Source organism: Leptolyngbya sp. GB1-A1 (assembly GCF_039962475.1).
In the GTDB taxonomy this organism is placed as follows: domain Bacteria; phylum Cyanobacteriota; class Cyanobacteriia; order Elainellales; family Elainellaceae; genus Leptolyngbya_A.
This window is the reverse complement of record NZ_JAMPLI010000020.1, coordinates 78,058-103,042: the sequence shown is the minus strand read 5'-3', so window position 1 is coordinate 103,042 and position 24,985 is coordinate 78,058. Positions and strand designations below refer to the sequence as shown.

Genomic DNA, 24,985 nt, shown 5'->3' with positions numbered 1-24,985 from the left:
TGATCACCTTATGCTAACCGCAGCAGGATTATGGAACTTCTACCTGACTGCGGCATAGGAAGAACTTGAAAGGTCGCATTGGCTAGCTCTGTTCTTATTTCCCGACAACTCTAATCAGAACGTGTTAACTTCTGTAGCGATTACGGCGAAACCTGATCGATCCGCTAGAGCGAGCTTAAGAAGTTATTAAGCTACAAGAAAGGGAAGGGTTTTCCAGTTACTTTGGAAAGCAAGATACCTCCTAACTGCGTCTCCAGCCTCATCTAAATTCCTTCGGGCGTTTTGGTGGGGCTGCTCTTTTTGAACTGCGCCCTAAATTACGCCTTAAATTGCGCCCTAAATTGCACTAAACAAGTCAAACCACGGCAATCGCATCAGTTTTGCTGGGAACTGGCTTGATTTCACTCTTTTGGTTGACCCGCTTTTTGCTGAAAAAAGATTACACCGATCAGTAATGCTCATTGCTGCTGGAATGCGCCGACTTCAAACGACATAAAAATGCTCTGGTAAATTGATATGAAAAATCAACGCTTTCTTGCGCCCCTGATCTCGATCGGGATCGGTTTGACGCTGCTTGTAGTGGCTATTTTAAATTTAAATCAGCCCACCAGCAGTATGTTTGATTCAAACTCGGCAAGTTATTTTATTAAACCTGTTGAGATCAATCATCTCTATGTAGTTGAACCCAATATGGAAGGCTACATGAATGAAAATATTGATCCGCCCAATTTAGAAGAAGTGCTATACAGTTCGCTGGATGAGCTGGATCAGCGATATGCGATCGATAAAACAGAGATTGTAAACATTGAGCGTAAAGGGGTAACAATCCCGAATCTCTATGTGTATGTGCATCCTGACAACTTGCAGGCAGATGTTTCTGATAGCCTTTGAAACTCCCTTTAAAGAGGATTTCAAAAGAATTTATCCTCAGCTTCCTCAACAGGCTGGGGATTTTGTGTTTTGACAAGTGACTGATCGAGACACAGCAAATCTCCACGGCGTTTATTCCGTTCGCCAATCCTAAAACAATCCGTAAAGGGAAAAAATCCTCTAAACGGTAGACTGCAAATTGAAAAAGAGTTGCTTAAATCACAAGTAAGCCTATTCACAGCAGCATTGGGCAGTTCTGAGTTAACGCTGACCACCTCCGTTCCTAAGCAAGTTCGGCTGGATAATTTGCTGATTTCAGATTGAAATTAGAGCTTTGCTCCTTTAGGACGATCGTTTTAATGTCATGTTCTGAAATGCAGTTTTACGGTGTAGTTTTTACACTGATTACGAATGCCAGTGGACATGCGATCGAAGCGGGCGATCAGCTTCCGTAAATTGTCTTCTCAATACAGGCTAATTAATACAGGCTAATGACTACATTTCAACTCAAGCCCATTAATCAACAGGTCGTTGCTGTGGTCGGTGCATCAAGCGGCATCGGACGATCGACTGCGCTCAAGTTTGCAGGTCGCGGTGCAAAGGTCGTAGTGGCATCCCGAAGCCAGCCCGGGCTAGACTCTCTGGTCGATGAAATTCGGGCAGCAGGGGGTGATGCCATTGCCGTGGTTGCAGACGTAGCAGATTTTGCTCAGGTGCGATCGATCGCTGAAAAAGCAGTGCAGCAGTACGGGCGCATCGATACCTGGGTTCATGCTGCCGCAACTGGACTCTTTGCCCGCTTTGAGCAAATTCAGCCCGAAGAATTCAAGCGCGTGATCGAAGTCAACTTGCTCGGTCAGGTGTATGGCGCAATGGTGGCTTTGCCACACCTGAAACAAATCGGACAGGGCGCATTCATTTCCGTGTCTTCGGTAGAAGCAAGACGATCGCTGCCGTTGCAAAGCCCTTATTCGTCGTCGAAGCACGGTTTGCAGGGCTTCCTGGATGCCATGCGGGTAGAGCTCAAGCACGATGGCGTTCCCGTTAGCGTCACCGAAATCATGCCCTCGACCATCAACACGCCGTTCTACAACAAGGGTAAGACTAAGCTGGGTGTGAAGCCGCAGGGCGTTCCTCCTTTCTATCATCCCGATCAGGTTGCAGATGCAATTCTGTATGCTGCCGAGCATCAAACTCGCGATTTGATCGTAGGCGATTCTGGTCGTGTGCTGGACTTTATTCAGCGACTCTCTCCAGCATTGGGTGACTTCCTGGTGCAAATGGTTGCTGTGGAAGGACAGCATACTCCCACGACTAAATACGAAGATGACCCGAACAACCTGTATGAGCCCATTTCGGGATCAGGCTATGACCGGATCGAAGGGGACTTTGGCGGCTTGACGATCCCCAGTTTCCTGGAAGTTTTAGACTTTCACCCGATCGCCAAATGGGGAACGGTAGCAGGAATCGGTGCGCTGATGCTATTGGCGACTGGTTTGCTAGGAGGACGGGAAAACATCTAGTAAATCGGTGGAAATGAGTAGATGAGTGGATAGGTGGATGGGTGAATGTAGAACATATTCCAACCCATCCCCATTCACAAAACAAATTTGACCGCAGTACAGACAAGGAGAAAGAAAGATGGAAACCGTGTCGGGTGGAAACCAGGAAAATCAGCCGAATCAAAATCAGCAGGGCAACGTGAGCGAAGCCGAGAAATGGGGTTCGCTGATTACAGGTGGTGCAATGGTGCTGATGGGATTGAGCCAGCGATCGCTGCGTGGCGCACTGATGGCAATGGCAGGCGGCGCGATGGCATACCACGGCGCAACCGCAGATAAGAGCTTGACCGATAAAGTGGCAGACGCAGCAGGCTTGGGCAAGGGCATCAAAGTTGAACGCACGGTGACGATCATCAACAAAACGCCGGAAGAACTGTATGAGTTCTGGCACAACTTCGAGAATCTGCCCAGCTTCATGAAGCACCTGAAGTCGGTAACAGTCACCAGCCCGACGCGATCGCACTGGGTTACGAGCGCACCGTTTGGCACAGAAGTGGCATGGGACGCTGAAATCGTGGCAGACCAGCCCAACAAGCTGATTGGCTGGGCATCGATCGAAGGGTCGCAGGTGGATAACTCTGGCTTTGTGCGCTTCCAGCCCGGACCTCCCGGACGCGGAACCGAAGTAAAAGTCGTAATGGAATACAATCCGCCCGGTGGTGTGGTGGGTGCTGCGATCGCCAAACTGTTTGGAGAAGAAGCAGAACAGCAAATTGGTGATGAACTTCGCCGCTTCAAAATGCTGATGGAAACCGGAGAAATTGCCACAACGGAAGGTCAGCCTTCTGGTCGCAAATAAGAAGGTTAGTCTTCTGGTTACAAATAATTAGAGGAATCAATAATGAAAGCTGTCTGCTGGCACGGCCCCTTAGATATTCGGGTTGACAACGTTCCTGATCCTAAAATTCTCAATCCGCGTGATGCGATCGTCAAAATTACATCTACGGCGATTTGCGGCTCGGATCTTCATTTTTACGACGGATTTATTCCCTCGATGATGCCTGGCGATATTGTGGGGCATGAATTTATGGGAGAAATCGTCGAAGTTGGTCCTGCCGTAAAGAACCTGAAGATTGGCGATCGCGTCATCATTCCCTTCCCAATTTCCTGCGGCAACTGTTTCTTCTGCCGTAAAGATTTGTGGTCGCTCTGCGATAACTCGAACCATCAAGCGCATTTAATCGAACCGCTCTACGGTACATCTCCTGCGGCACTGTTTGGCTATTCTCACTTCTTTGGCGGCTATGCTGGAGGACAGGCAGAATATGCGCGGGTTCCCTTTGCGGATGTGGGTCCGTACAAAGTGCCCGATCACCTGACCGATGACCAGGTGCTATTCCTGACGGACATCCTGCCGACCGGATACATGGGCGCAGAAAATTGCAATATTCAGCCCGGTGATACGGTCGCAGTATGGGGCTGTGGCCCGGTAGGGATGTTTGGTATCAAGAGTGCCTTCTTGCTGGGCGCAGAAAGAGTGATTGCGATCGATCGTGTCCCCGAACGGCTGGAACTGGCAAAACAGTGGGGCGCAGAAGTAATCAACTACGAAGAGATCGATCCGGGTGAAGCCCTGAAAGAAATGACCGGCGGTCGCGGACCCGACTCCTGTATGGATGCGGTTGGTCTGGAAGCCCACGGCATGGGACCCGAAGGCGTGTATGACAAAGTGAAGCAGGCGGTTCGGATGGAAACCGATCGTCCCTATGTGCTGCGTCAGGCGATCGTCGCTTGTCGTAAAGGGGGCACGGTGTCGTTACCGGGTGTGTATGGCGGTTTTGTGGATAAAATCCCGATGGGAGCCGCAATGAACAAAGGATTGACCTTCAAGATGGGTCAAACTCACGTTCACAAATATCTCGATCGACTGCTAGCGCACATCGAAAACGGAGACATTGACCCCACCTTTGTCATTTCTCACCATTTGCCCCTCGATGACGCTCCGCGCGGCTATGAGATCTTCAAGCACAAGCGCGAGAACTGCACCAAGGTCGTTCTAAAGCCGTAATTAATCCGCCCCAGGGAGAAAGTGAAATATGAAAGCTGCTTGCTGGCATGGTCCAATGGACGTGCGCGTGGAGACCGTGCCCGATCCAAAAATTCTCAATCCGCGTGATGCGATTCTAAAAGTCACGGCAACGACGATTTGCGGTTCTGATCTGCACATCTACGACGGATATATTCCCTCGATGCTCCCCGGTGACATTATTGGTCACGAATTTATGGGCGAAGTCGTGGAAGTCGGTGCGGCTGTGCGAAAGCTGAAGGTCGGCGATCGTGTCGTTGTGTCTTCGATTATTGGCTGCGGCGGTTGCTTCTTCTGTCAGCAGCAAAAGTGGTCGCTCTGCGATAACTCCAACAAAAACGGCTGGATGCAGGAGCCGCTGTTTGGCTTCGGAACCTCTGGAATTTTCGGCTACTCGCACCTGTTTGGTGGCTATGCCGGATCTCAGGCAGAATATATTCGCGTTCCCTTTGCCGACATGGGCTGCACAATCGTTCCCGAAGGCATTGCCGACGAAAAAATTCTGCCCCTGTCCGATGCCTTCCCAACCGGATACATGGGCGCGGATTTGTGCGACATTCAGCCCGGTGATATTGTGGCAGTTTGGGGCGCGGGTCCGGTCGGTCAGTTTGCCATGATCAGTGCCTATATGCTGGGCGCAGAGCGGGTGATCGCGATCGATCGCATCCCAGAACGACTGGAACTGGCAAAAACCTTCGCTAACGCAGAAATCATCAACTATGAAGAAATTGATGCTGGCGAAGCCTTGAAGGAGATGACTGGGGGACGCGGACCCGATTGCTGTATTGATGCGGTCGGTCTAGAGGCGCACGGCATGGGCGTAGAAGGACTGTATGATCGGGCAAAGCAGCTCGTTCGTCTGGAAACCGATCGCCCCAACGTGATTCGCCAGATGATCGTCTCTTGCCGCAAGGGGGGAACGGTGTCGATTATGGGCGTGTATAGCGGCTTTATCGACAAGGTGCCGATGGGGGCTGCTTTCAACAAGGGTCTGACGCTAAAAATGGGTCAGATGTTTGGGCAAAAGTATATGCCGATGCTGGTCGATCGGGTGGCAAACGGAGAAGTCGATCCGTCGCGCGTGTTTACCCATACGCTCTCGCTAGAGGAAACGAAGCGGGGCTATGAAATGTTCAAGCACAAGCAGGATGGCTGCATCAAGGTGTTCATCAAGCCTTAGAAGTTCTACGTTGCCCTCTAAATTCCCCATTGGTGAGGGACTCTAAAGTCCCAGTGCATTAGATCCGTAGGATGGTCAGGCGAAGCCATAATGCATCAATTCTTGAAAAGTAGAATTCGTTAAGTAGCGCATTCTGTTTTACAGCCGATCGTTACCGTGAGTTCTACAGCATCGATTTCTGCCAGTGATGCGCTACGCTGCGCCAATCCATCCTGCGAAGCTTACAAAGCCAAAACCATTTGCAAATTTAAGATCCAAAGAGGAGATACATAATGACTCAACTTCGCAAAGTTTTTACGGTGATCGTCGCCAGCGTTCTGCTGTTTGTTGGTGTGCTGGTGGGCAGTTCTGCGGCTCTAGCAGGCAACTTCAGCGCGGAAAGCTGGGATAAATTGCCGACGTTAAGCGATAACAAACCTAATCCGGGCGATAAGCTCTCGACCGATAAGGCATTTTCTAAGGACAACAGTTTTAATTTAACGGATGCGCTCTCAGACAATTCAAATTCGCTCCCCAGACCCGATCGCACTTCCCTGCCAAAGCAGAGCAAATCCTACATTGATCTGGATGAGAAAGATAACGTTAACATCCGCAATGCGAAGAAGAATCTAGAGGAAACGACGGATCAAACCGAGGGCGGATTGAAGGACATTGTAGATAATGTGCGCGAGAAGCTAAACCTGGATCAGCCGCTCTATCCCGGCACAAAAGAATTCATCAGCGATGTGAAAGAAACAGTTGAAGATTCTGTTGATGCAGTAGAGGATACGCTGACAGGCGGTGCGGATAATCTTACGGGTGGTCAGCGTAGCTATAAGTAAGCCCGCTGAATTGGTCATTGGTCATTAGCCATGGGTCATTGGTTATTGGGATTAATCGTTTGAAATGTAGGCGATGTGCAGCTTTTCTGGATTTGTAAAGTTGGCTCACTGGAGATCAATCCAGGACTTTAGCTGCCCACCGCTGAATTGACCGATCACGAACGACCCATGACGCTTCTAAACAACCCCTTTCCCGATTTGGGCGAGGGGATTTAAATCTAAAACGGCTCCGTTTGTCCTTCTTTATCAGGAAAGGTGAACCATGACTTATCCTTCTACACCCTGGCAGCTTCAAGGCTACGCCCTGCAAACCCTGAATCTGATGGATATCGATCGCGTTCGCCCGCTGGTTCCCTCTGAGCTAGAAATTATCCCTGTCTTTCCCGGTAAGACGATCGGCGGTGTGTATCTCTCTGCTTATCAAAGCGGTTCAGTGCTGCTGTATAACGAGCTGATTGTCGTCATGGGTTTAATTTATCACGGCGGAAAAATTGGCGGCTGGGTATCGCATATTTATGTGGATAACCCTGACTCGATCGCAGGCGGACGCGAAATCTGGGGACTGCCCAAGGAATACGCCGAGTTTAAGTGGCAGCAGGGTGAGCATCCTAGCGTCGAAGTCAGGCAGGGAGACGATGTGCTGTGTCGCTGTCGCTGCACCTGGAAACTCCCTGGCTTGCAGTTGGCACTCAGCGCACCTGTATTTAGCGTTAAGGATACTAAGCTTCTGCTGTTTGAAGGACAAACAAATAGCAGCCTACACCTGGCAGGCGTGGATTTGCAGGTTCCCGACAGCAGCCCCTTTGCCTGGTTAAATATTAGTCAGCCGTGGTTGGGTGTTTATATTGAACCGCTTTATCTGAAGGTGAACGCGCCCCAGATCGTGCAGGAACGTCCGCAATCGTTTAGCTACTCGTGACGATCGAGAGACTGGGCAGGGATTGCGGGGCAGTTGAGGTCGCCCTCTTCACGCTGCAAACGTCCTCCAGGGCAGGGGTTAAGCAATCTTCTGGGCAGCCTGCTTAAGCGGGGCGAGCAGCGAGAACGAAACCTGTTCGCTGTTCAGCATCCCATGAGTGTCTTTGCCCGAAGTAGGGCTGGGTCCGTGGTAGTCACTGCCGCCTGTTTTCAGTAAGCCATAGTAGGCACAGGATTCCTCTAGCCGCCGCACCTCGGACGAAGAATGGCTGGGATGATAAACTTCAATGCCCATCAACCCGGCTTCCACCAGGACAGGCAACACCGTCTCCACCGTCCCACCCCGAAACAGATAGGGATGTGCCCACACCGGAACGCCACCGCAGGAGCGCAAAAGCTGAATTCCCTCGATCGCGCTAAATTTCTCGTATTCCACATAAGCAGGTTTGTCGCTGCCCAAAAAGCGATCGAATGCTTCTTCTGACGAGGTAACATAGCCTGCCCGCACCATTGCCGAAGCGATATGGGGTCTGCCCGGAGCCATGCCTTCTCCCCGTTCTGGTAAAGCGATCGGATAGCCCAGCTCTGCCAGTTTTGCGAGCATCAGTTGGGCGCGGCGTTTGCGTCCGTTCAATCGTTCACTTAAGGGAGCTTGCAGCTTTTGACGATCGGGATAAAAACCGAGAATGTGCATCGAGCGATCGTTATACACGGTGCTGAGTTCTAGACCGGGCACAATTTCGATCGGGAGATTTGCCGCCGCTGCAAACGCTTCATCCCAGCCTTGAAGGGTATCGTGGTCAGTAATTGCCAGGGCACGAACACCTGCCTGATGCGCTCTCCAAACAAGCTGGGTCGGGGTCAGGGTTCCGTCTGAACAGGTGGTGTGGCAGTGAAGTTCGAGCATGGCGAAAGGCGTGGCAGCAGGTCAACCATTCTACCCTAGCGTATTGACTGGGCGCATTGAGCCATCTTGTATTGAGCTGTGTATCCAGCCATTGCGCCGCGCTGCGAAATCCTGTCGATCGAAAGAGGACGAACGATGCAGCAATCGGTAAGCTGTCGTTAGACAAAATTAGCGAAACCCCGGAAGAAGGCGCGATGGATGCTTTACCTCTCGTTTTGAACAAACAGCAGCTTGAACTGATGCACAATGGCTTGAATCAGGCGATCGATCAGCTTCAGCAGCAAAACCCGTCTCAGTTCAGCAATCAGCAGGAACAAAACCTGAATACTTACGGCACAGACGATCTAGATGAAGCTCTGGGTCGGCTGACGGCGATCGACGATCAGCTTCAGTCTGAGATTTCTCAGTGGGACAGCGATGCAAATTCGGCAAAGCCTGTGGCGATCGATCTCGATTCCTATCAAGTGACGCTGCTGCGATCGAGTTTGGTCGATCAGGCGGGCCATGCCGAGCAGTCTTTGCTGGATGACATTTTGCAGCAGTTGCCCGAAGACAGCCCGATGGAAGACGCAGACTAAGAGATATTTGAACAGTGGCAGAAGTGCTACACTGCCCCCCTAAATCCCCCAATTCTGGGGGACTTTGAGCCTTCTAAATCTCCTATCAACGGGGGAGTTTGAAGGCTGTAGGCAAGGAAGATTCTAGGTAAGCTGGAGTCCCAAAAAATTGGGTAGACGCTGCTCTAAATTTGTTAGATCATCGGCTTGGTTTGTTTGCTGCAAAGTATCCTTTGCCTGATCCATGCCTGTATCGAATGCAAAATCTGATGTAGATGCGCCGCTAGCAGCTCGAATGCGACCCCGATCGCTGGATGAGTTTATCGGGCAGGATCACATCTTGGGAGCGGGGCGGCTGTTGCGTCGGGCAATTCAGGCGGATCAGCTTTCGTCGATTATTTTTTACGGTCCACCGGGAACGGGAAAAACGACGCTGGCGCGGATTATTGCCAACACAACGCAGGCACACTTTATTTCGCTGAATGCGGTGCTGGCAGGCGTAAAGGAAATTCGGGCGGCGATCGACACTGCACAAATACAGCGCAAGCAGGGACAAAAAACGATTCTGTTTGTGGATGAGGTGCATCGCTTCAATAAGGCGCAGCAGGACGCGCTGTTGCCTTGGGTGGAAAACGGCACGGTAATTCTGATCGGGGCAACGACCGAGAATCCTTATTTTGAAGTGAACAAGGCCCTCGTCAGCCGATCGCGGATTTTTCAGCTCAAGCCGCTGTTGCTCCAAGACCTGTACCGGGTGGTAGAGCAAGCGTTGCAGGATCGCGATCGAGGCTATGGCGATCGAACTGTGAGAATTGACCCGGACGCGCTGGATCATTTGGTGAACGTCGCAAACGGAGACGCGCGGGCGTTGCTGAATGCGCTGGAATTGGCGGTTGAAACCACCCCAGCGGCAGCGGGCGAAATCTACGTCACATTAGCGGTTGCCGAAGAATCAATTCAGCAGCGAGCAGTGCTGTACGACAAAGAAGGCGACGTTCACTTTGACACGATTAGCGCGTTTATCAAGAGCGTACGCGGGTCTGACCCGGATGCTGCCCTATATTGGCTGGCACGAATGGTGTATGCGGGTGAAGATCCCCGGTTTATCTTTCGGCGGCTCTTGATTTTGGCAAGTGAAGATGTGGGATTGGCTGACCCCAATGCGGTAGCGATCGTCAATGCCTGTGCAATGGCGTTCGATCGGGTGGGACTGCCAGAAGGACGTTACCCTCTGGCGCAAGCAACGCTGTATCTGGCAACTGCTCCTAAATCAAACAGTGTCATGGGCTTTTTTGATGCCCTGGCTGCGATTGAACAGCAGCGCGAAACCGAAGTACCAAACCATTTGCGCGATGCCAATCGCGATCGTCACTCCTTTGGACATGGCGCAAATTATCTCTATCCTCACGCTTATCGCGATCACTGGGTAGCTCAGCAATATTTGCCCAGTAGCCTTCAGGGACAAATGTTTTATCAGCCGTCCAATCAGGGCGAAGAAGCGAAAGTTCAGCAGCAGGTCGCCCGCCAGCGAGAGTCGCAGCTTGCGGCACTGGTTGAAGGAATTGGAGCCGCTTTACCCGAAGTGCTCACCTTCACCCCACCCAACCGCACCCTCGATCGTTGGCTCCAGCGCACGCTTAGCCAGACGGGAACGCAGCTCGGACAGATTCGCGATCGCATTTTCACGCTGGCCCAGCCTGATCGTCATCATGTCATTCTGGATGCCCTTGCTGCAAGCGGTTTGCTGGTTTGGGAAGCGGTGCGGCAAGTCCCCGAAGGCGGCGTGTATGCCTGGGTCAGAAAGGCAGCAGACGGGCAGGCAATTGCAGAACAGGCGGAAATGCTGCCAGAAATCAATCGCCCGATCGTCCGGGTGGATGCCCACGATTTAATGGTGGAACCGGAGATTCAGTTCGATCGCATCCTCGGCAGAAATGTCTTGCTGCACGAGCCTGATAAAGCCGCTCTGATTCAGAAACTGGCAAAATTGCTGCGATCGAATGGGCGAATTGTGCTGGCAGAAACCCTGTCTTATGAAACTCAGCGATTGTATGAATTAGTTGATGCCAGGCAGTTTCCGCAGGGGAATCGCAGCCAGGTTAAGTCCGATTTGTGGCAGCGCTGGATCGAAGCCGAAGAAGCGATTTATCAAGATGGGACTGACCCAATGGTCAACTGGCGCGAAGCCGATTTGCTTGCCTGGTTTGCCGCCGCCGGACTCCAGCCAACGCTTCAGCGCGAAGTGAGCCAAACCGATTTGCACGTTACCGCTGATTTGCTCGATCGCTGGTTTCGTCCTGGTCAAACTCGCCCCAGCTACGTCGATCGCCTTGCCCGATCGCTGTCGTCTCAAGAACAATTCCTAATTCAGCAGCTCCTGACGCAAACGCTGAAAAATCAAACCGTTCAATGGCGAAGCGCGATCGTTTTTGTGCAGGCGTCATTCTGAATCGCCTCCCCGTGAATCACCTCCCCGTGAATTGCTTTCGGGCGAATCGTCTCCAGCGCTGCTTTTGCCCGTTCCACATCATAGGGAAAGGGTTTGCGGAGCGGACGATAATCGCGCTCGTGGGGTTTACCGTGGCGCAGCACCGCATTCACAAACATACAGGGCTGATCGCTAAAGTTAATCGAACCGTGGGGCACTCCGGGCGGAATCGTCACCACCTGCGGCACAGCTTCGCTCAGGGGGAAGTAATGGTACTGTCGACCGCTCAGAATCACCAACACGATTTCACCCCGCACCACCAAAAGCTGATCGGTGTGAAAATGATGCACAAACAAATCATCCACAGTTCTGCCTGGAATTTGCGCCAGCATCGTTTCGTGGCTGGATTGTAGTGTATAAAACTCGACCATGCCACTCTTCATCGCATCTAATCGGCGAACCTTAACCTGACGCACTAGGCTCATGATCGACCTCCGTATTTATACGATACCCTTAGCCTAAGGGGTGTGATATTGAAAATTTGTTACCAATATGACAAAATCGCCTTGTTAGTGTGTATAGCTCTTCAGGAGGAGATCGAGCAATTGAGGACAATGTAGTAAGATCGTTCTCCAACAAAAAGGTAGCTACTTCAAGTAACTGCAATAACAGATCGACCTGGCTCACCTGGCATGAATACTGCGATTTTTGGTTGGTCTGCCAGGATAGAAAACTTTCCCATTGTTGAGTGCGATGACTCGCCGACAGAAGGAACTGTTGCGTGCGCTCACCAATAAAGAACGGCAGGAATTGAAACGCATCAGTCGTGCGATCGAGCGAAAAACAACCTCTAAAGGACAAGATTAATGTAAATAGGTTTTGCAGGATTTTCACTATCCTGCTTCGAGCTTTTACAAGTTCTACATAAAATCTAAAAGTTCTACATGAAATCTAAATAAAGTAACTCGTAATTATTCTAACCGTAGAACAAAGTTCCCGATATTCTATAAATTTAATAGATAAATCTCTGTGGTTCTACTGAAAGTAATCCTGTCAAGTTCATAAAAACAAAAAATAATAGTTCTGTGTCTTTATTGAAGCTTATCAACAATCAAGTAGGCTAGATTTGCCCTAGCCAACAACAAACGTGATAGAGATTTGAGGAGAACGTTTCGATGAAGAATCAAAACAAGAAAGAAAACGGCAAACACAAAAACATCAAGGGAAAGAACGGCAAATCTAAAGATATGTTGATTCCAACCGATGCAGATGACATTTTGCTGGGTGGCAATAAGTCTGAAGTGATCAAGGGTGGGTTGGGGAATGACAAAATTAGCGGTCGCAATGGCAAAGATACGCTCTACGGTGAAGCGGGTAATGATGAGTTAACGGGTGGAAATGGTAATGACATTCTGGTTGGCATGACTGCAATTCCGGCTGCACCTTCTCCAGCAGGAACAACCCCAACTGTCCCTACGCCTGCGCCTGAAGTGGATATTTTGATTGGCGGCAATGGCAAAGACACCTTCGTTTTGGGTCAGGCAGGAATGGCATTTTATACGTCAGCAGCAGACGCAGACTATGCTGTGATCAAAGACTTCAAGCAAGCCGATCGCATTCAGCTATCAGGACTGCCTACGAGCTACACGGTTGGGGCAACAGCAACAGGGGCAGGCATTTATATGAGCAAGGTTGATCCAACCACAGGCGCACAAAGCAGCGAGTTGATTGCTGTCCTGGAAGGAGTCAACGCAACGTCTGTGAATTTGTCTGCTCGTAACTTTGTTTTTGTGTAATTTTTAGATGGTTTTGAGATGAAGGGGTAGTGCTTTTTGCCTGGAGCTGTGTTCCAGGCCCCTTCTTCTTTTTACCAGCCCTCCTGCATAAATTCGATCGCCTCATGCTGAATCAGAATCTTCTTCAATTAATGCTTTGAATCGATCGTCCGATCGAATATTGTCAAGATCGGAGTCTGTTTTAGCCTTTTCTCGATATCCGGGGTTGAGTTCGATCGCTCGTTGTAAAGACTCGATCGCTTCATCCACGTGATTCCACAAGGAATAACAATAGGCTTTGTTGTACCAGGATTCGTCATCGTCCGGTTTGTATTCGAGGGCTTTCTCGTAGGAATCAATTGCTTCCTCATAGCGTTCTAGATTAAACAAAGCATTGCCTTTGTTGTACCAGGCTGCGTAATCATCCGGTTTGTATTCGAGGGCTTTCTCGTAGGAACCAATTGCTTCCTCATAGTGTCCTAGATTCACCAGGGCAAGACCTCGGTTGTTCCAGGCTGCGTCATCGTCCGGTTTGAGTTCGAGTGCTTTGTCCCAGGAGCCGATCGCTTCCTTGTACTGTCCTAGATTCGCCAGGGCAAAACCTCGGTTGTTCCAGGCTGCGTGTTTATCCGGTTTGTATTCGATCGCTTTGTCCCAGGAGACAATTGCTTCCTTGTACTGTCCTAGATTCGCCAGGGCAATGCCTCGGTTGTTCCAGGCTTGGTGAGCATCCGGTTTGTGTTCGAGGGCTTTGTTCCAGGAGACAATTGCTTCCTCGTAGCGTTCTAGATTCGCCAGGGCAATGCCTCGGTTGTTCCAAGCTGCGTGTTTGTCCGGTTTGTATTCAATTGCTTTCTCGTAGCAGTCGATCGCTTCCTCGTAGCGTTCTAGCTCGAACAAGGCGTTAGCAATTTTCCAAAGGAATAAGTTGCTGCTGAATTCCCCGTGTGTTGGCGTTACCACATGCTCAGCCTCTTCTTTAGCCTGCATTAGCCAGCCATATGACTCAGAAGCGGGGCATCGTCTCGATTTGCAGAATAAAGCCATGAATTTGGCTAGCCCTGCCAGTCTATCTACTTGTGTCAAACATTGCTCAATTGCTCGGTCTGTATCTACTTTAGATAGTCCGTATTTCTCGAGGTTGTAGGGGTAGTCGATTGGATATTCTTCCAAAACTGCCCAGCCATAATTAATGGCGGGTCGAATCCGAGTCAGAAATTGTCGGGTGGCATGGTTTAGCAACGGATGCTCCGAGAGCTTATACTCAGCCTCAGTCAAGTTAACTGGTGCTTGTACTAAAAAACGGTCTATGTTGAAATACCGAGCTTCTAGCAAATGAGTAATCAATTGAGGCTGCACGTCCTGACGACGGGTAAATAGTAGATAGTAAAGAAATTGAAATCTCGGTATCAGCCAATCAGCATTCTCATATTTGTCGGGTGGCGGAGCGGTTGGAGAAACTTCGCGATCTGAAGAAGCCTCAAAATACTGCGCCAATGCATTATGGACTGATTCAAATCGATCGCGGTCTTCCTGCCAGAGTGACAGACGAAATACATCCCGCGCAACGTCATCTAACCGAAACTCATGTTGAACTGGCACAACAAATGTGTTCTGGACAAGCCACTCAAAGCAGTTTTGTTGCGAATCTACTGCCGTTTCAAAATCCAGGTTTTGCTGCTGTATCAGGTATTGGATTAACTTGCGATCGAACGATAGACAACAAGCTGCAATCTGAACCACTTGCTTTTGTGTATTGTTTAATCCCTGAAGCAGCAAGCGCACAATTTCTTGATTGCCCTGAGCAAAATCTAGTTTCTGCCCCTTAAGATACTGCTCTCGAATCCAGTTCAGATAGTAAGGCAGTCCCTTCGTTACGCGATGAATATTCTGAATCTGCTCAAAATCTTCAACGCCAATTTGCTCCAAGTAGGTTTGAGTTTGCTCTGTCGTAAACCGCTTGATCTCCTGCTGCTGCACCGCAAACCGATCCTGTGACAGCTTTCTCCAACCTTCGCCTTTTAGAATGCAGTGGCGTCCAGACACAATCAGTCGAACCCGATGTTGAGATATGTCTGTATTGCCAATTAACGATCGCCAGAGCCAGAGATCGATCGGGGAAGGAACTTTCTCGTAGGTGTCCAGTACCAGGATGACAGGTTGTTGCTTTGCTTTCTGGCTCAATCCTTCTGCAAATGCCTTTGTTAGTTTGGGCAGCGGCTCCAGCATGAGTTCCTGAAGCTGTTTGTCACGCTTGGTTGCTCGATGCTGCTTGAGAAACTGCACCAGATCATCTTTCAGTGACAGAGCGGCAACTGCTGCATCAATTCCTCTATCAGCGATCGTGCTAGCAGTCTTCTTCGCAGACTCTCCCAGAAACAGTTCTCCGGCAACATCAACTCCCAAATTCGTCAGTTGCTTGATGTACTTAATTTGTTCCTCTCCGACCTTCCCCTTACCGTCAGGGGATTCCGTCTTTAGCTGATGCAACGTTTCCTGATAAAGCTCATGTTTCTCCCAAAACGGATCATGCCAACTATCCTGCGACGCGATTTGCTCATATAACCTGGTCATCAGTCCAATGGGATCGTCAATTCCTTCCGTCAGTCCGAATGACACCTCTGCTGTGAAAGCTTTTTCTCGGTGTGCCTCTTTCAATTTTCGGGTTAATGTCGTTTTCCCAACCCCTCCAACTCCCCAGATATGAAACACAACAGGGGATTGCTGAGGTTGCTGGACTGCATTGGCGAAAGCTTGCAAAAACGCTTCAGCTTGAGGACGCAAGATATACGGAACGGCCATTGCGATAGAAGGAGTGTGAGGGGCAGCGAAAGCCATCAGAGACAGATGGTTACTACAGATTCTAGTCTCTCCCCCTAGAGCAGGCTGTAATATCGCCTAGTTTCCCTCGTCTTTCCCTCTTGCCAAACTCAATTTGGGTAGTGGGCACATCCTCATCCCAACCAATTGAATTCTCGGGCATGGAAATTGTCTATTTCTGAATTATTTCCTATAGTGCCAGGTGCAAAAGGCAATGTTTTGAGCAGCACAGTGAATGTATCGTGTGCAAATGGTAATGTATTGCGTCGCAGAAGTAATGTTTTAGGCGCAAGAAGCAATGTATCGACTTACAAAGGCAATGTACCGAGTGCTAATGACGATCGCTTCTATGCAAATCATCAAGTATCAAGTGCAGAAGGCGATCGTTTTTCCTCAAAGCTCGATAATTTGAATGCAAATTGTGAAATCTTGCTGGGGGTTGCCTCTAAATCTCGCAGCCTCCTAAATTCCCCATTTTGAGGGACTTTGAGCAGAGATTGTCAACCGGCGAGAATGGGCAACTTGTAGAAGTCACTTTCCCTGAGCTTTATAACTTCTCGACGCATTCGGGGAACAACAGCCTGAGATTATTTCTGCTGCCCGACAGCTTCGACAAAATCAGACTCCTGCGGAAAAAACTTTGTGGCAAGCTCTCAAAAATCGCCAACTGAACGAATTGAAGTTTCGCTGTCAGCATCCAGTCGAGTCTTTTATTGTCGATTTCTACTGTCCTCAGCATCGATTGATTATCGAACTCGATGGCAGCATTCAAAACCAGCAGGTGGAGTATGATGCTGCCCGCACTGAAAGACTGAATCAGTCTGGTTATCAAGTCATTCGCTTTCGCAATCAAGCAGTAATGACAAACTTAAGTCATGTCCTCCAGCAGATCGTCAATGCGATCGAAAGCTAGCCTCATCGTTTCAAAGTCTCCCCTCGCTCTAAAAGAGCGGCAAGAAACAATTGGGGAATTTAGGGGGCAACACAGAAGTCCCCCATGAATGGGGGATTTAGGGGGTAATACAGCACCTCAAACTCCTCTCAATGAATCAACATCCTAATCCGAAACTTGAACTGAGCCAAACTCATCCGGCAATTGTTCGATCGGAATCTCCAATGCATTCGCATCGTTATGAAGGATTTGAAAGTTCCTGAATTGCTCCAGCAAACCACGCTGCCGCACTCGTATTTGTTCCTTTGACCATGCGATCGATCGCCTCATTCAACAGCGAAATTGGCAGTCCGGCTAGCACATTAGACTGCTCAATCAAATGATATTTTCCATCCTGCAATTGAAACGCAAATACTCGCTTTCCCTGCGTATCAACCACCCAATATTCAGGAATACCTAACGCCTCGTACAAATGCTTTTGCTCATCTAAATCACTTGCTAGCGTTGTATCTGAAATTTCGCCGACCAGATCAGGAACGCGACAACGAGCCAAATCAATCTTGCGGGGTTCGCCCTCTTTCCATTGCGGCGAGTCTGCTCCCACATACAAAACCAAATCAGGGGCACAAGCCTGGGTTTCTGGCTGCTCGATCAGGCAGCGTCCAATGGAATCAAAGACCTGATCTTGCTGCTGTGCTGCCCAAAATGCAAACATCATTGTAAACAGATCGCTGTATTTTGCGTGATTAATGCCTTCACCACCCATACTCACCCTCATTCGATTCTGATCGAAGTCCAGCCTCATTCGTCCCTGGCTCGCATCATCACGAAGGGCATCACGCAACGCGATATAATCCTGCCAGGTTGCAGCATGCCAGAGGGGCGGGGTTGTTTTTTCGGCAGCAGAGCGGGGGAGAGAAATCGTCATTGCATGGACAGCGATGGGGTTCCGTTGTCTTGATTCTATCCAGAATATCGATCGCCTCCCCACGACTTAACCCTGCCTGATGCCCAATTAATTCAATATTTCTCTGCCGAGTGACAGATTTTTTTCTGAATAAAATTAGACAAGAGTTCAGCCCCTAGAACGATTCGATCGCCTTCAGATTCCAGGTAAAAGAGAGCAGAAGGATTGAAAGAAACCGATTCAAGAAACAAGAACGACTTAAACATTTTTTGGAGGCACTTAGTATGAATTTTCGGCATCGGATGGCGGCAGTATTACGCCCGATTCGCACCTTTCTCGTGACAGTGACCTGTGCATTGGTGCTTTTCATGAATGCTGCACCTGCCCTGGCAATCAGCAGCCCGCCGACTGATCCGGCAAAGGGAGAACCCGGACTGCAAGATATTTTTGAAAAATCAGAAGATGCACTGAAGTCCGACGATACCCTCACTATGAAGGTGAAGGACGAAGCGAATAAGGGCATCAACGAAGTGCAGGGCGCAGCAGATAAAAACGATATGTATCGTCCTGAGAACTCCCAGCAAGCAACAGATGCTGAAACGCAGGTTGAGCGCGCACTGAGCAAAATCACCGAGAAGTTTCCGGGCAACAATCGCTAAGCTTCGCGAACCTTCAACCTTGATAACTGCGTTTTGCTAAAGTCGGGTGTAATATCAGAGCCAGGATGGGTCATCTCTCCTGGCTTTTTTTTGCTGCCTTTCCACAAACTTTGGCGATCGGCGTAGAATTACGCTATATATCTACGGTATAACGCTGGATGTAGCGGCAAAGTCTTTTTACTTAGAGGAGATACGCCATCTACAGTTAACCCGGCTTTTGCTTTCGCAGTTCAGAGTGCCTTCCTGTGACCCAATCTCCCCTTCGTCAAATCGGTCAACTCGCGCTTCTCGCCGTTCTGATTCCCATTGGCTCAGCCGGACTGCTGGGGCTACTGCAGTATTATTCCTGGGGCGGAGCCGTCACTCCCCTTTCTTCGGCGGCTTCTGCACCCGATACCAGTGCTCAAAGTATGGGTTCTCAGGGCATCGATCGCCTGGTGAACCGAATGAACGGCAGACCCACCCTCTCTCCCTTGCCCGAACCGAAGGAAGTTTGGGAGTGCGAAGTGGTGGTGGTTGGCGGCTCGATGGGGGGTGTTTCAGCGGCGGCACAGTCCATGCGATCGGGCGCAAAGACTTGTCTGATCGAGCTGTCTCCCTGGTTGGGCGGACAAATCAGCTCTCAGGGAGTCTCTGCGCTAGATGAATCCGTCACGATGAATGAAAGGGATAACCTGTCGTCCGACTGGCTCGACTTCAAGCGTCTGGTGAAAAAGCAGCAGGTGGAAGTACCGCCCTGGACCAACCTGGCTTCGCCCCAGTCAACCTCAGATTTAAATAGCTGCTGGGTTGCCACCCTCTGTTTTCTGCCCAGAGCGGGAATGCAGGCATCAGAACAGTGGCTCAAGCAGGCATCGGCTCAATCACCGGAAAGTCGTTGGGTGACATCAACTGCCTTTAAGGGCACAGAGTTTGACCCAACCGGACGCTTAATCACAGCCGTTTATGCAGTGCGGCGCATTCCTAAAAATCCGGCTTATGTACCGCTGGGTCGCCCTTCCAAGGAGTTGCCCGCCTGGTACTCGTGGTCGTCAGATGATCAGTTTAATAAAGTGCCGATGCGTCTTCAGCCCCCAAGCGGCAAACAAATGATCGTGATTGATGCCACCGACACGGGCGAACTGGTGGGCTGGGCAGGCATTCCCTATCGCCTGGGTTCTGAGGGGCGATCGACGACTAGCGAATATTTTGCCTCGCGGCAAGACAACCCAGACTGCACCCAGGCATTTACCTTTCCATTTGGCTTAGCGATTCTGGATGACGGTCGTGCCAGTCAAAAGCTGCTGTCTGAGGTGAAACCGGGCTATTCCAAAGCAGAACATCGGCAGTACTTCGACCTGGAAGGGTTTCCGATGTTTGGTAGTGCCAGCGTGTTTAACTATCGCCGGATTCTCAGCACTAGCCAAAACGACTCACGCAGCGATGATCCAGATCCCGGCGACATCTCGATGATCAACTGGAATCGCGGCAACGACTGGACTTATATGGACCCGCCGCTGATCTTAAACGAAAAGAAAATCACCGAATCAGGACAGCACGAAAACTGGATGGGAGGCGTTTCGATTAGTGCCCTACGCCATGCTGAAGAACACGCCCTGCTGTTTGCCGAGTGGCTGATCGAAAAGCATTCGACGCCCGAACTGCCGATGACTTACCTCTACGGGATTGAGATGCCAATGGGCACGGCATCGGGTCTGAGCATGATGCCCTATATCCGCGAAGGACGGCGAATCCTCGGACGCAACGGCTACGGACAGGTGGAGTTTATGATGCGCGAGGCAGACATTCGCACCGATATGCGCGGCGGCAGAGATTTTCGCCCCACGACGATCGCCCTCACCCACTATGCGATCGACATGCACGGCTGCCGCTACCGCAACTCGCGAGAAACCTGGGAAGCCAGCAGTGCCCCCCTGCAAGACGAAAGCATGATCAAGCCCATCTATATCCCGCTGGAAGCAATCGTGCCGCAGAAAGTGGATAATCTGCTGATTGGGGGCAAGTCGATCGCTGCAACCCATATTGTGAATGCTTCAACTCGGCTGCACTACGGCGAATGGGTGATTGGCGGAGCCGCAGGCGCAACGGCAGGATGGCTGGTGAATTACAATCAGCGACAAAATCAGTCTGGGCTGCTGCCGCCGGAGATGATTCGCAAGAACTATGTCGATGAGCTGCAAAAGAAACTGCGCGATCGAGGGTTTACGCTGGATTGGTAAGTTTTTGAGATGGGCGAACGCTTCCCAATGCAAGGAAGACACGACAAGTCCCAAAACATTGAGCAGCCGGGTGGGCTGAAGCAGGCAAGCCCAGTTTTGTAGACCGATCGCACTGGCAACAGGCTTTCTGGGGCGAAGCAATCAACACAATTATTTATTTTTTGAGCTTTCTCTGCCCTTAATTTTCTTCCATTGGATTAACAGAAGAGCATTAAGACGATGGTACATTTTAGGTAAGAAGTCAGGGGTATCTCCGGGTGTGTAGGTCTCCTACATTACAGCCGTCAGACATCCTGCCATAAATCCAAGTCTGAGGTGAATCTCCGTGTCTGCACTGTTTTTTGTCTTCAATGGGGGGCTGCTCACGATCGCCCTCATACTCCTGCTCCCGATTGGCGTGCTGCTGATTGAGTGTGTTTCGGCTCTGTTGCCCGTTAGAAAAGGAATTGGGCAATCGTCCTATCCGGCAGGTAAGCAGGCAAAAATCGCAGTCCTGGTTCCGGCACACAACGAGGCTGCGGGAATTCGCCCGGTACTGGAAATTTTAATCGCGCAGCTCAAATCCTCGGCTCTGTCGACCGATGGAACGCATCAAGGAGCACATCAATTAGTTGTCATTGCGGATAACTGCACCGACGACACGGCAGATATTGCCCGATCGATGGGTGCTACGGTACTGGAACGCCAGGATGCCGATCGCCGCGGCAAAGGCTTTGCCCTTGATTATGGCATGCGCTATCTTGCAAATAATCCGCCCGATGTGGTGGTGATGGTCGATGCAGACTGTGAAGTGACCGATGGGGCGATCGATCGAATCAGCCGCAAAGCTTTAGCTACCCATCGTCCGGTGCAGGCAGTCTATTTGCTGGAGCGACCTGCTCAGCCCCAGCCCAAGGATGCAGTGTCTGCTCTGGCTTTTTTGGTGAAAAATTTAGTGCGTCCGCGCGGCTTAGAGCGACTGGGTTTGCCGAGTCCCCTTACCGGAACGGGCATGGCGTTTCCCTGGGCAGTGATTCAATCGGCAAAGCTGGCAAGCAGCAATATTGTGGAAGATATGCAGTTGGGGGTCGATCTGGCGATCAAGGGACATCCGCCCGCTCTCTGCCCAGAGACGCTGGTGATGGGTCGTTTACCGCAACAAGAGCAAGCTGCGAAAAAGCAACGGACTCGCTGGGAACACGGACATCTGCAAACCTTACTGACCCAGGTTCCCCGCCTGCTGAAAGCATCGCTGCATCAAAAGCGGTTTGATCTGCTGATAATGGCACTCGATCTCGCCATTCCGCCCCTGTCGCTGCTGGTGATGCTCTGGCTGGGCGGGCTAACCCTGTCGATCGTCTTGTTGGGGCTGGGCGGCTCGGTGTTGCCTGCCATTCTATTCAGCGCGGGTGGAGCCATGCTGCTGCTGGCGATCGGGCTTGCCTGGGCAGGATTCGGCAAAGCGGATCTGCCGCTGACGACGCTGTTGACGGTTCCGCTTTATGTACTGTGGAAGATCCCGCTCTATTGTGCATTTTTGGTAAATCGTGAGAAAACATGGGTTAGAACCGAACGAGATGTCGTGTAAGATCCTGGCTGTGAAGTGACTCACAATCTCCAGGAAAGGCATGAACATTACTCAAACAGAAATTCCCGATGTCCTGCTGATTGAACCTCGCGTATTCGGGGACGATCGCGGGTTTTTCTTTGAAAGCTTTAATGAGCAGGTGTTTCAGGATAAGACTGGACTCAGTCTACGGTTTGTGCAGGACAATCACTCGCGATCGGCAAAAAATGTGCTGCGAGGATTGCACTACCAGATTCAGCAGGCGCAGGGGAAACTGGTGCGAGTGGTAGCAGGGGCAATCTTTGATGTGGCAGTAGACATTCGCAAAGGTTCGCCGACGTTTGGGCAGTGGGTTGGCTACGAGCTAAGCGCGGCGAACAAACAGCAGCTCTGGATTCCCCCTGGCTTTGCCCACGGCTTTGTGGCACTGGAAAACGGAACCGAAGTGCTGTACAAAACGACTGACTATTACGCGCCCGCCCATGAACGATCGATTTTGTGGAACGATCCAGACCTGGGCATTCACTGGAACCTGTTAGGAGAGCCGATCGTTTCTGCAAAGGATCAGGCGGGCATTCCGCTCAAACAGGCAGATTTATTTGACTAGCACCCTGATTTGCCCTTTCTGCCTGCGGTTCTGGGCATCAGTAATCGAGGCTTCATCGATCGCTAAAGATTTCGTAATGTCGCCCAAAGATCAGAAAAATCTCGCTTCCCCATGAGGGATGATTGGGTGAGATAGCAGTTTCTACGGAAATTCAGGGCAGAATAGCCCTAGCGAGTGAAATTCCCTAACGAGTGAAGTCAAGGTTTCAGCGTAACCTCCTGATGCAACCAGAGAGCAATTGAGAAATTCATGACGCGCATTCTTTTAATTGGCAAGGCAGGACAGGTCGGGCACGAACTGCAACAGACCCTCAGTTCCTTAGGCAAGGTCATCGGCGTGGCGCGAGACGAACTCGACCTGACCGAACTCGAGCAGATTCGTCAGACCATTCGCGAAGCTCAGCCCGATCTGATCGTGAATGCGGCTGCCTACACCGCCGTAGACAAAGCCGAAACCGAAGCAGATCTGGCACAGGCAATCAATGGCACTGCGCCCACCGTGATGGCGGAAGAAGCCCGATCGCTCAAAATTCCGCTGATTCACATTTCCACAGACTACGTGTTTGATGGTTCTCAGAGTACGCCTTACACCGAAACTGACCCTACCAACCCGATCGGCGTTTACGGTCAGTCGAAGCGGGCAGGCGAAGTCGGGATTCAGCAGGTTTGTGAAGATTCTTCTGCGCCCTACACAATTCTACGAACAGCCTGGGTCTATGGAACCTATGGCAAGGGCAATTTCGTCAAAACTATGCTGCGGTTGGGTAAAGAGCGCGAGGAAGTCCGGGTCGTTGCCGATCAGATTGGCACACCGACCTGGTCAGCGGACATTGCCCGTGCGATTACCGTTCTCTCTGGTCAGTTTCTCGCCAAAGCCAATGGTCGCGATCCGGTGTCGCTAAGCGGCATTTATCACTTTACGAATAGCGGAGCTGCAAGCTGGTATGACTTTGCGGTTGCCATCTTTGAGGAGGCGCAGGCGTTAAACCTGCCTCTGAAGGTCAAGCAGGTTATTCCGATTACCACGCCGGAATATCCAACCCCTGCCCAGCGTCCTGCTTACTCAGTTTTAGCCTGCCAGAAGGTTGGTAAACTGCTTCCTGCTCCGCCGTCCCAATGGCGACAGGCACTTCGTCAGATGCTCACTGAATACATCCACGCCCATGAAAGCAATTATTCTGTCCGGCGGTAAGGGAACTCGTCTGCGCCCGTTGACCTATACGGGAGCTAAACAGCTTGTGCCTGTTGCCAATAAACCGATCCTCTGGTACGGCATCGAGTCGATCGTCGCTGCAGGGATCACCGAGATTGGCATCATCATCAGCCCCGAAACGGGTGAAGAGGTGAAAGCAAAAACGGGCAACGGCGATCGATTTGGCGCAAAGATTGAATACATCTTGCAGGACAAGCCTGCAGGACTGGCACACGCCGTCAAGATTGCCCGGCCGTTTTTAGGCGATTCGCCGTTTGTGATGTATCTGGGTGACAACCTGGTACAGAGCAACCTGGATCTGTTTCTAGAACACTTCCATGCCAACAGTCTTGACGCGCTGACGCTGCTTTGTCCGGTTCCAAATCCGAGTGCCTTTGGGGTGGCAAAAGTCGATGAAAACGGACGACTGCTTCAGCTGGTTGAAAAGCCTAAAAATCCGCCCTCGAACCTGGCACTGGTAGGAATTTATATCTTTACCAACACAATTCACAAGGCGATCGATTCAATTCAGCCTTCAGCCAGGGGCGAACTCGAAATCACCGATGCAATCCAGACTTTGATCGACTGGCAAAACCCAGTGGAGGCACGGCAAATTCGCGGCTGGTGGCTAGACACCGGGAAAAAAGACGACCTGCTGGAAGCCAACCGGGTGATTCTCGATAGCTGCCTGGATTGCAACGTTGAAGGCGAAGTAGACGATCGCAGCCGTATTATCGGACGGGTTCACGTCGGCAAAGGCACAAAGATTATCAACAGCACAATTCGGGGTCCGGTGACGATTGGCGAAAACTGCCATCTGGAGAACTGTTTTATCGGTCCCTACAGCAGCATCGCCAGCGAAGCCAAACTGCTAGAAATCGATCTAGAACACAGCGTCATTTTGCAGGGCGCGAAGCTCGAAACCATTCATCACCGCATTGTGGACAGCGTTATCGGACAACGTGCCCATCTTCGCGAAGCCGACTGCCGCCCAAAGGCTCTGCGATTTATGATCGGCGACGATTGCCAGATCGAACTGAACTAAGCCTCGAACCATCCCCCTAGTCCCTAATTTTGCAAGGAACCGAGCCAATCATGCT

21 protein-coding genes and 1 pseudogene are annotated in these 24,985 nt (G+C 50.7%); 18 read left to right on the top strand and 4 right to left on the bottom strand.

Going from position 1 to position 24,985, the window contains the following annotated elements; all coding sequences use genetic code 11:
- Window positions 1-516: 516 nt before the first annotated feature.
- The 7 genes from NDI45_RS18315 (at window position 517) to NDI45_RS18285 (ending at window position 7,378) form a co-directional block, all read left to right on the top strand.
- A complete protein-coding gene (locus NDI45_RS18315) occupies window positions 517-891 on the top strand; it encodes a hypothetical protein (RefSeq protein ID WP_190790379.1) in 375 nt (124 codons plus the stop codon).
- 470 nt (window positions 892-1,361) lie between these two features.
- A complete protein-coding gene (locus NDI45_RS18310; protein ID WP_348248196.1) occupies window positions 1,362-2,393 on the top strand; it encodes an SDR family oxidoreductase in 1,032 nt (343 codons plus the stop codon).
- Window positions 2,394-2,511: 118 nt separating this feature from the next.
- Window positions 2,512-3,231 carry an SRPBCC family protein gene (locus NDI45_RS18305; RefSeq protein ID WP_190790377.1) on the top strand — a complete coding sequence of 240 codons (720 nt, stop codon included), beginning with the start codon at window positions 2,512-2,514 and terminating at the stop codon, window positions 3,229-3,231.
- A gap of 42 nt (window positions 3,232-3,273) precedes the next feature.
- Window positions 3,274-4,440, top strand: coding sequence for a zinc-dependent alcohol dehydrogenase (locus tag NDI45_RS18300; protein ID WP_190790376.1), 1,167 nt, complete (start codon window positions 3,274-3,276; stop codon window positions 4,438-4,440).
- A gap of 28 nt (window positions 4,441-4,468) precedes the next feature.
- On the top strand, window positions 4,469-5,638 hold the full coding sequence (locus NDI45_RS18295) for a zinc-dependent alcohol dehydrogenase (protein WP_190790375.1): 1,170 nt from the start codon (window positions 4,469-4,471) through the stop codon (window positions 5,636-5,638).
- A 272-nt stretch (window positions 5,639-5,910) separates the two neighbouring features.
- Window positions 5,911-6,459, top strand: coding sequence for a hypothetical protein (locus NDI45_RS18290; RefSeq protein WP_348248195.1), 549 nt, complete (start codon window positions 5,911-5,913; stop codon window positions 6,457-6,459).
- A gap of 262 nt (window positions 6,460-6,721) precedes the next feature.
- Entirely contained in the window at window positions 6,722-7,378 is a 657-nt protein-coding gene (locus NDI45_RS18285) for an acetoacetate decarboxylase family protein (RefSeq protein ID WP_190790373.1), read from the top strand.
- Window positions 7,379-7,456: 78 nt separating this feature from the next.
- Here NDI45_RS18285 and NDI45_RS18280 read toward each other — a convergent pair whose 3' ends face one another.
- Window positions 7,457-8,284, bottom strand: a complete 828-nt coding sequence (locus tag NDI45_RS18280) for a PHP domain-containing protein (RefSeq protein ID WP_348248194.1) — start codon at window positions 8,282-8,284, stop codon at window positions 7,457-7,459.
- A 56-nt stretch (window positions 8,285-8,340) separates the two neighbouring features.
- Here NDI45_RS18280 and NDI45_RS18275 point away from each other — a divergent pair, with 56 nt between their 5' ends.
- Complete coding sequence (locus NDI45_RS18275; RefSeq protein WP_348248193.1) at window positions 8,341-8,862, top strand: hypothetical protein; 522 nt, start codon at window positions 8,341-8,343, stop codon at window positions 8,860-8,862.
- A 223-nt stretch (window positions 8,863-9,085) separates the two neighbouring features.
- Complete coding sequence (locus NDI45_RS18270) at window positions 9,086-11,290, top strand: AAA family ATPase (protein WP_348248192.1); 2,205 nt, start codon at window positions 9,086-9,088, stop codon at window positions 11,288-11,290.
- Here NDI45_RS18270 and NDI45_RS18265 read toward each other — a convergent pair.
- On the bottom strand, window positions 11,248-11,754 hold the full coding sequence (locus tag NDI45_RS18265; RefSeq protein ID WP_199296753.1) for a dTDP-4-dehydrorhamnose 3,5-epimerase: 507 nt from the start codon (window positions 11,752-11,754) through the stop codon (window positions 11,248-11,250). The two genes, NDI45_RS18270 and NDI45_RS18265, sit on opposite strands and share 43 nt — an antisense overlap.
- 690 nt (window positions 11,755-12,444) lie before the next feature.
- On the opposite strand from NDI45_RS18265, the gene NDI45_RS18260 reads away from it, so the two are divergent.
- Window positions 12,445-13,065, top strand: a complete 621-nt coding sequence (locus NDI45_RS18260; protein ID WP_190793782.1) for a hypothetical protein — start codon at window positions 12,445-12,447, stop codon at window positions 13,063-13,065.
- 102 nt (window positions 13,066-13,167) lie between these two features.
- Here the strand turns inward: NDI45_RS18260 and NDI45_RS18255 are convergent, their stop codons facing one another.
- Complete coding sequence (locus NDI45_RS18255; protein ID WP_348248191.1) at window positions 13,168-15,846, bottom strand: tetratricopeptide repeat protein; 2,679 nt, start codon at window positions 15,844-15,846, stop codon at window positions 13,168-13,170.
- A 186-nt stretch (window positions 15,847-16,032) separates the two neighbouring features.
- On the opposite strand from NDI45_RS18255, the gene NDI45_RS18250 reads away from it, so the two are divergent.
- Entirely contained in the window at window positions 16,033-16,344 is a 312-nt protein-coding gene (locus NDI45_RS18250; RefSeq protein WP_348248190.1) for a hypothetical protein, read from the top strand.
- 69 nt (window positions 16,345-16,413) lie between these two features.
- Window positions 16,414-16,777, top strand: a pseudogene (locus tag NDI45_RS18245) (DUF559 domain-containing protein).
- 217 nt (window positions 16,778-16,994) lie between these two features.
- On the opposite strand, the gene NDI45_RS18240 reads toward NDI45_RS18245, so the two are convergent.
- Window positions 16,995-17,684: a Uma2 family endonuclease gene (locus tag NDI45_RS18240; protein WP_348248189.1), complete on the bottom strand. Its 690-nt coding sequence runs from the start codon at window positions 17,682-17,684 to the stop codon at window positions 16,995-16,997.
- A gap of 263 nt (window positions 17,685-17,947) precedes the next feature.
- Between NDI45_RS18240 and NDI45_RS18235 the strand changes: the two genes are divergently transcribed.
- From NDI45_RS18235 to NDI45_RS18210, 6 genes are all read left to right on the top strand, one after another.
- Complete coding sequence (locus NDI45_RS18235) at window positions 17,948-18,322, top strand: hypothetical protein (protein ID WP_348248188.1); 375 nt, start codon at window positions 17,948-17,950, stop codon at window positions 18,320-18,322.
- A gap of 245 nt (window positions 18,323-18,567) precedes the next feature.
- The gene (locus NDI45_RS18230; RefSeq protein ID WP_347277913.1) at window positions 18,568-20,541 is read left to right on the top strand and encodes an FAD-dependent oxidoreductase; all 1,974 of its coding nucleotides are present in this window, start codon (window positions 18,568-18,570) and stop codon (window positions 20,539-20,541) included.
- 319 nt (window positions 20,542-20,860) lie between these two features.
- The gene (locus NDI45_RS18225) at window positions 20,861-22,108 is read left to right on the top strand and encodes a glycosyltransferase (RefSeq protein ID WP_190793791.1); all 1,248 of its coding nucleotides are present in this window, start codon (window positions 20,861-20,863) and stop codon (window positions 22,106-22,108) included.
- A 40-nt stretch (window positions 22,109-22,148) separates the two neighbouring features.
- Window positions 22,149-22,694 carry a dTDP-4-dehydrorhamnose 3,5-epimerase gene (gene rfbC / locus NDI45_RS18220; RefSeq protein ID WP_348248187.1) on the top strand — a complete coding sequence of 182 codons (546 nt, stop codon included), beginning with the start codon at window positions 22,149-22,151 and terminating at the stop codon, window positions 22,692-22,694.
- Between the two features lie 249 nt (window positions 22,695-22,943).
- A complete protein-coding gene (rfbD, locus tag NDI45_RS18215; protein ID WP_190793776.1) occupies window positions 22,944-23,885 on the top strand; it encodes a dTDP-4-dehydrorhamnose reductase in 942 nt (313 codons plus the stop codon).
- On the top strand, window positions 23,857-24,930 hold the full coding sequence (locus NDI45_RS18210; protein ID WP_190793775.1) for a glucose-1-phosphate thymidylyltransferase: 1,074 nt from the start codon (window positions 23,857-23,859) through the stop codon (window positions 24,928-24,930). Before rfbD ends, NDI45_RS18210 begins: the two co-directional genes overlap by 29 nt.
- Window positions 24,931-24,985: the final 55 nt, after the last annotated feature.

Excerpts from the sequence above, each read along its gene's own strand:
- NDI45_RS18290 (WP_348248195.1), top strand. The coding sequence starts at position 5,911 with ATGACTCAACTTCGCAAAGTTTTTACGGTGATCGTCGCCAGCGTTCTG.
- NDI45_RS18210 (WP_190793775.1), top strand. The coding sequence starts at position 23,857 with ATGAAAGCAATTATTCTGTCCGGCGGTAAGGGAACTCGTCTGCGCCCG.
- NDI45_RS18235 (WP_348248188.1), top strand. The coding sequence starts at position 17,948 with ATGAATTTTCGGCATCGGATGGCGGCAGTATTACGCCCGATTCGCACC.
- NDI45_RS18285 (WP_190790373.1), top strand. The coding sequence starts at position 6,722 with ATGACTTATCCTTCTACACCCTGGCAGCTTCAAGGCTACGCCCTGCAA.
- NDI45_RS18265 (WP_199296753.1), bottom strand. The coding sequence starts at position 11,754 with ATGAGCCTAGTGCGTCAGGTTAAGGTTCGCCGATTAGATGCGATGAAG.
- NDI45_RS18270 (WP_348248192.1), top strand. The coding sequence starts at position 9,086 with ATGCCTGTATCGAATGCAAAATCTGATGTAGATGCGCCGCTAGCAGCT.
- NDI45_RS18310 (WP_348248196.1), top strand. The coding sequence starts at position 1,362 with ATGACTACATTTCAACTCAAGCCCATTAATCAACAGGTCGTTGCTGTG.
- rfbC (WP_348248187.1), top strand. The coding sequence starts at position 22,149 with ATGAACATTACTCAAACAGAAATTCCCGATGTCCTGCTGATTGAACCT.
- NDI45_RS18240 (WP_348248189.1), bottom strand. The coding sequence starts at position 17,684 with ATGACGATTTCTCTCCCCCGCTCTGCTGCCGAAAAAACAACCCCGCCC.
- NDI45_RS18305 (WP_190790377.1), top strand. The coding sequence starts at position 2,512 with ATGGAAACCGTGTCGGGTGGAAACCAGGAAAATCAGCCGAATCAAAAT.
- NDI45_RS18255 (WP_348248191.1), bottom strand. The coding sequence starts at position 15,846 with ATGGCCGTTCCGTATATCTTGCGTCCTCAAGCTGAAGCGTTTTTGCAA.
- NDI45_RS18295 (WP_190790375.1), top strand. The coding sequence starts at position 4,469 with ATGAAAGCTGCTTGCTGGCATGGTCCAATGGACGTGCGCGTGGAGACC.
- NDI45_RS18280 (WP_348248194.1), bottom strand. The coding sequence starts at position 8,284 with ATGCTCGAACTTCACTGCCACACCACCTGTTCAGACGGAACCCTGACC.
- NDI45_RS18300 (WP_190790376.1), top strand. The coding sequence starts at position 3,274 with ATGAAAGCTGTCTGCTGGCACGGCCCCTTAGATATTCGGGTTGACAAC.
- rfbD (WP_190793776.1), top strand. The coding sequence starts at position 22,944 with ATGACGCGCATTCTTTTAATTGGCAAGGCAGGACAGGTCGGGCACGAA.
- NDI45_RS18260 (WP_190793782.1), top strand. The coding sequence starts at position 12,445 with ATGAAGAATCAAAACAAGAAAGAAAACGGCAAACACAAAAACATCAAG.
- NDI45_RS18315 (WP_190790379.1), top strand. The coding sequence starts at position 517 with ATGAAAAATCAACGCTTTCTTGCGCCCCTGATCTCGATCGGGATCGGT.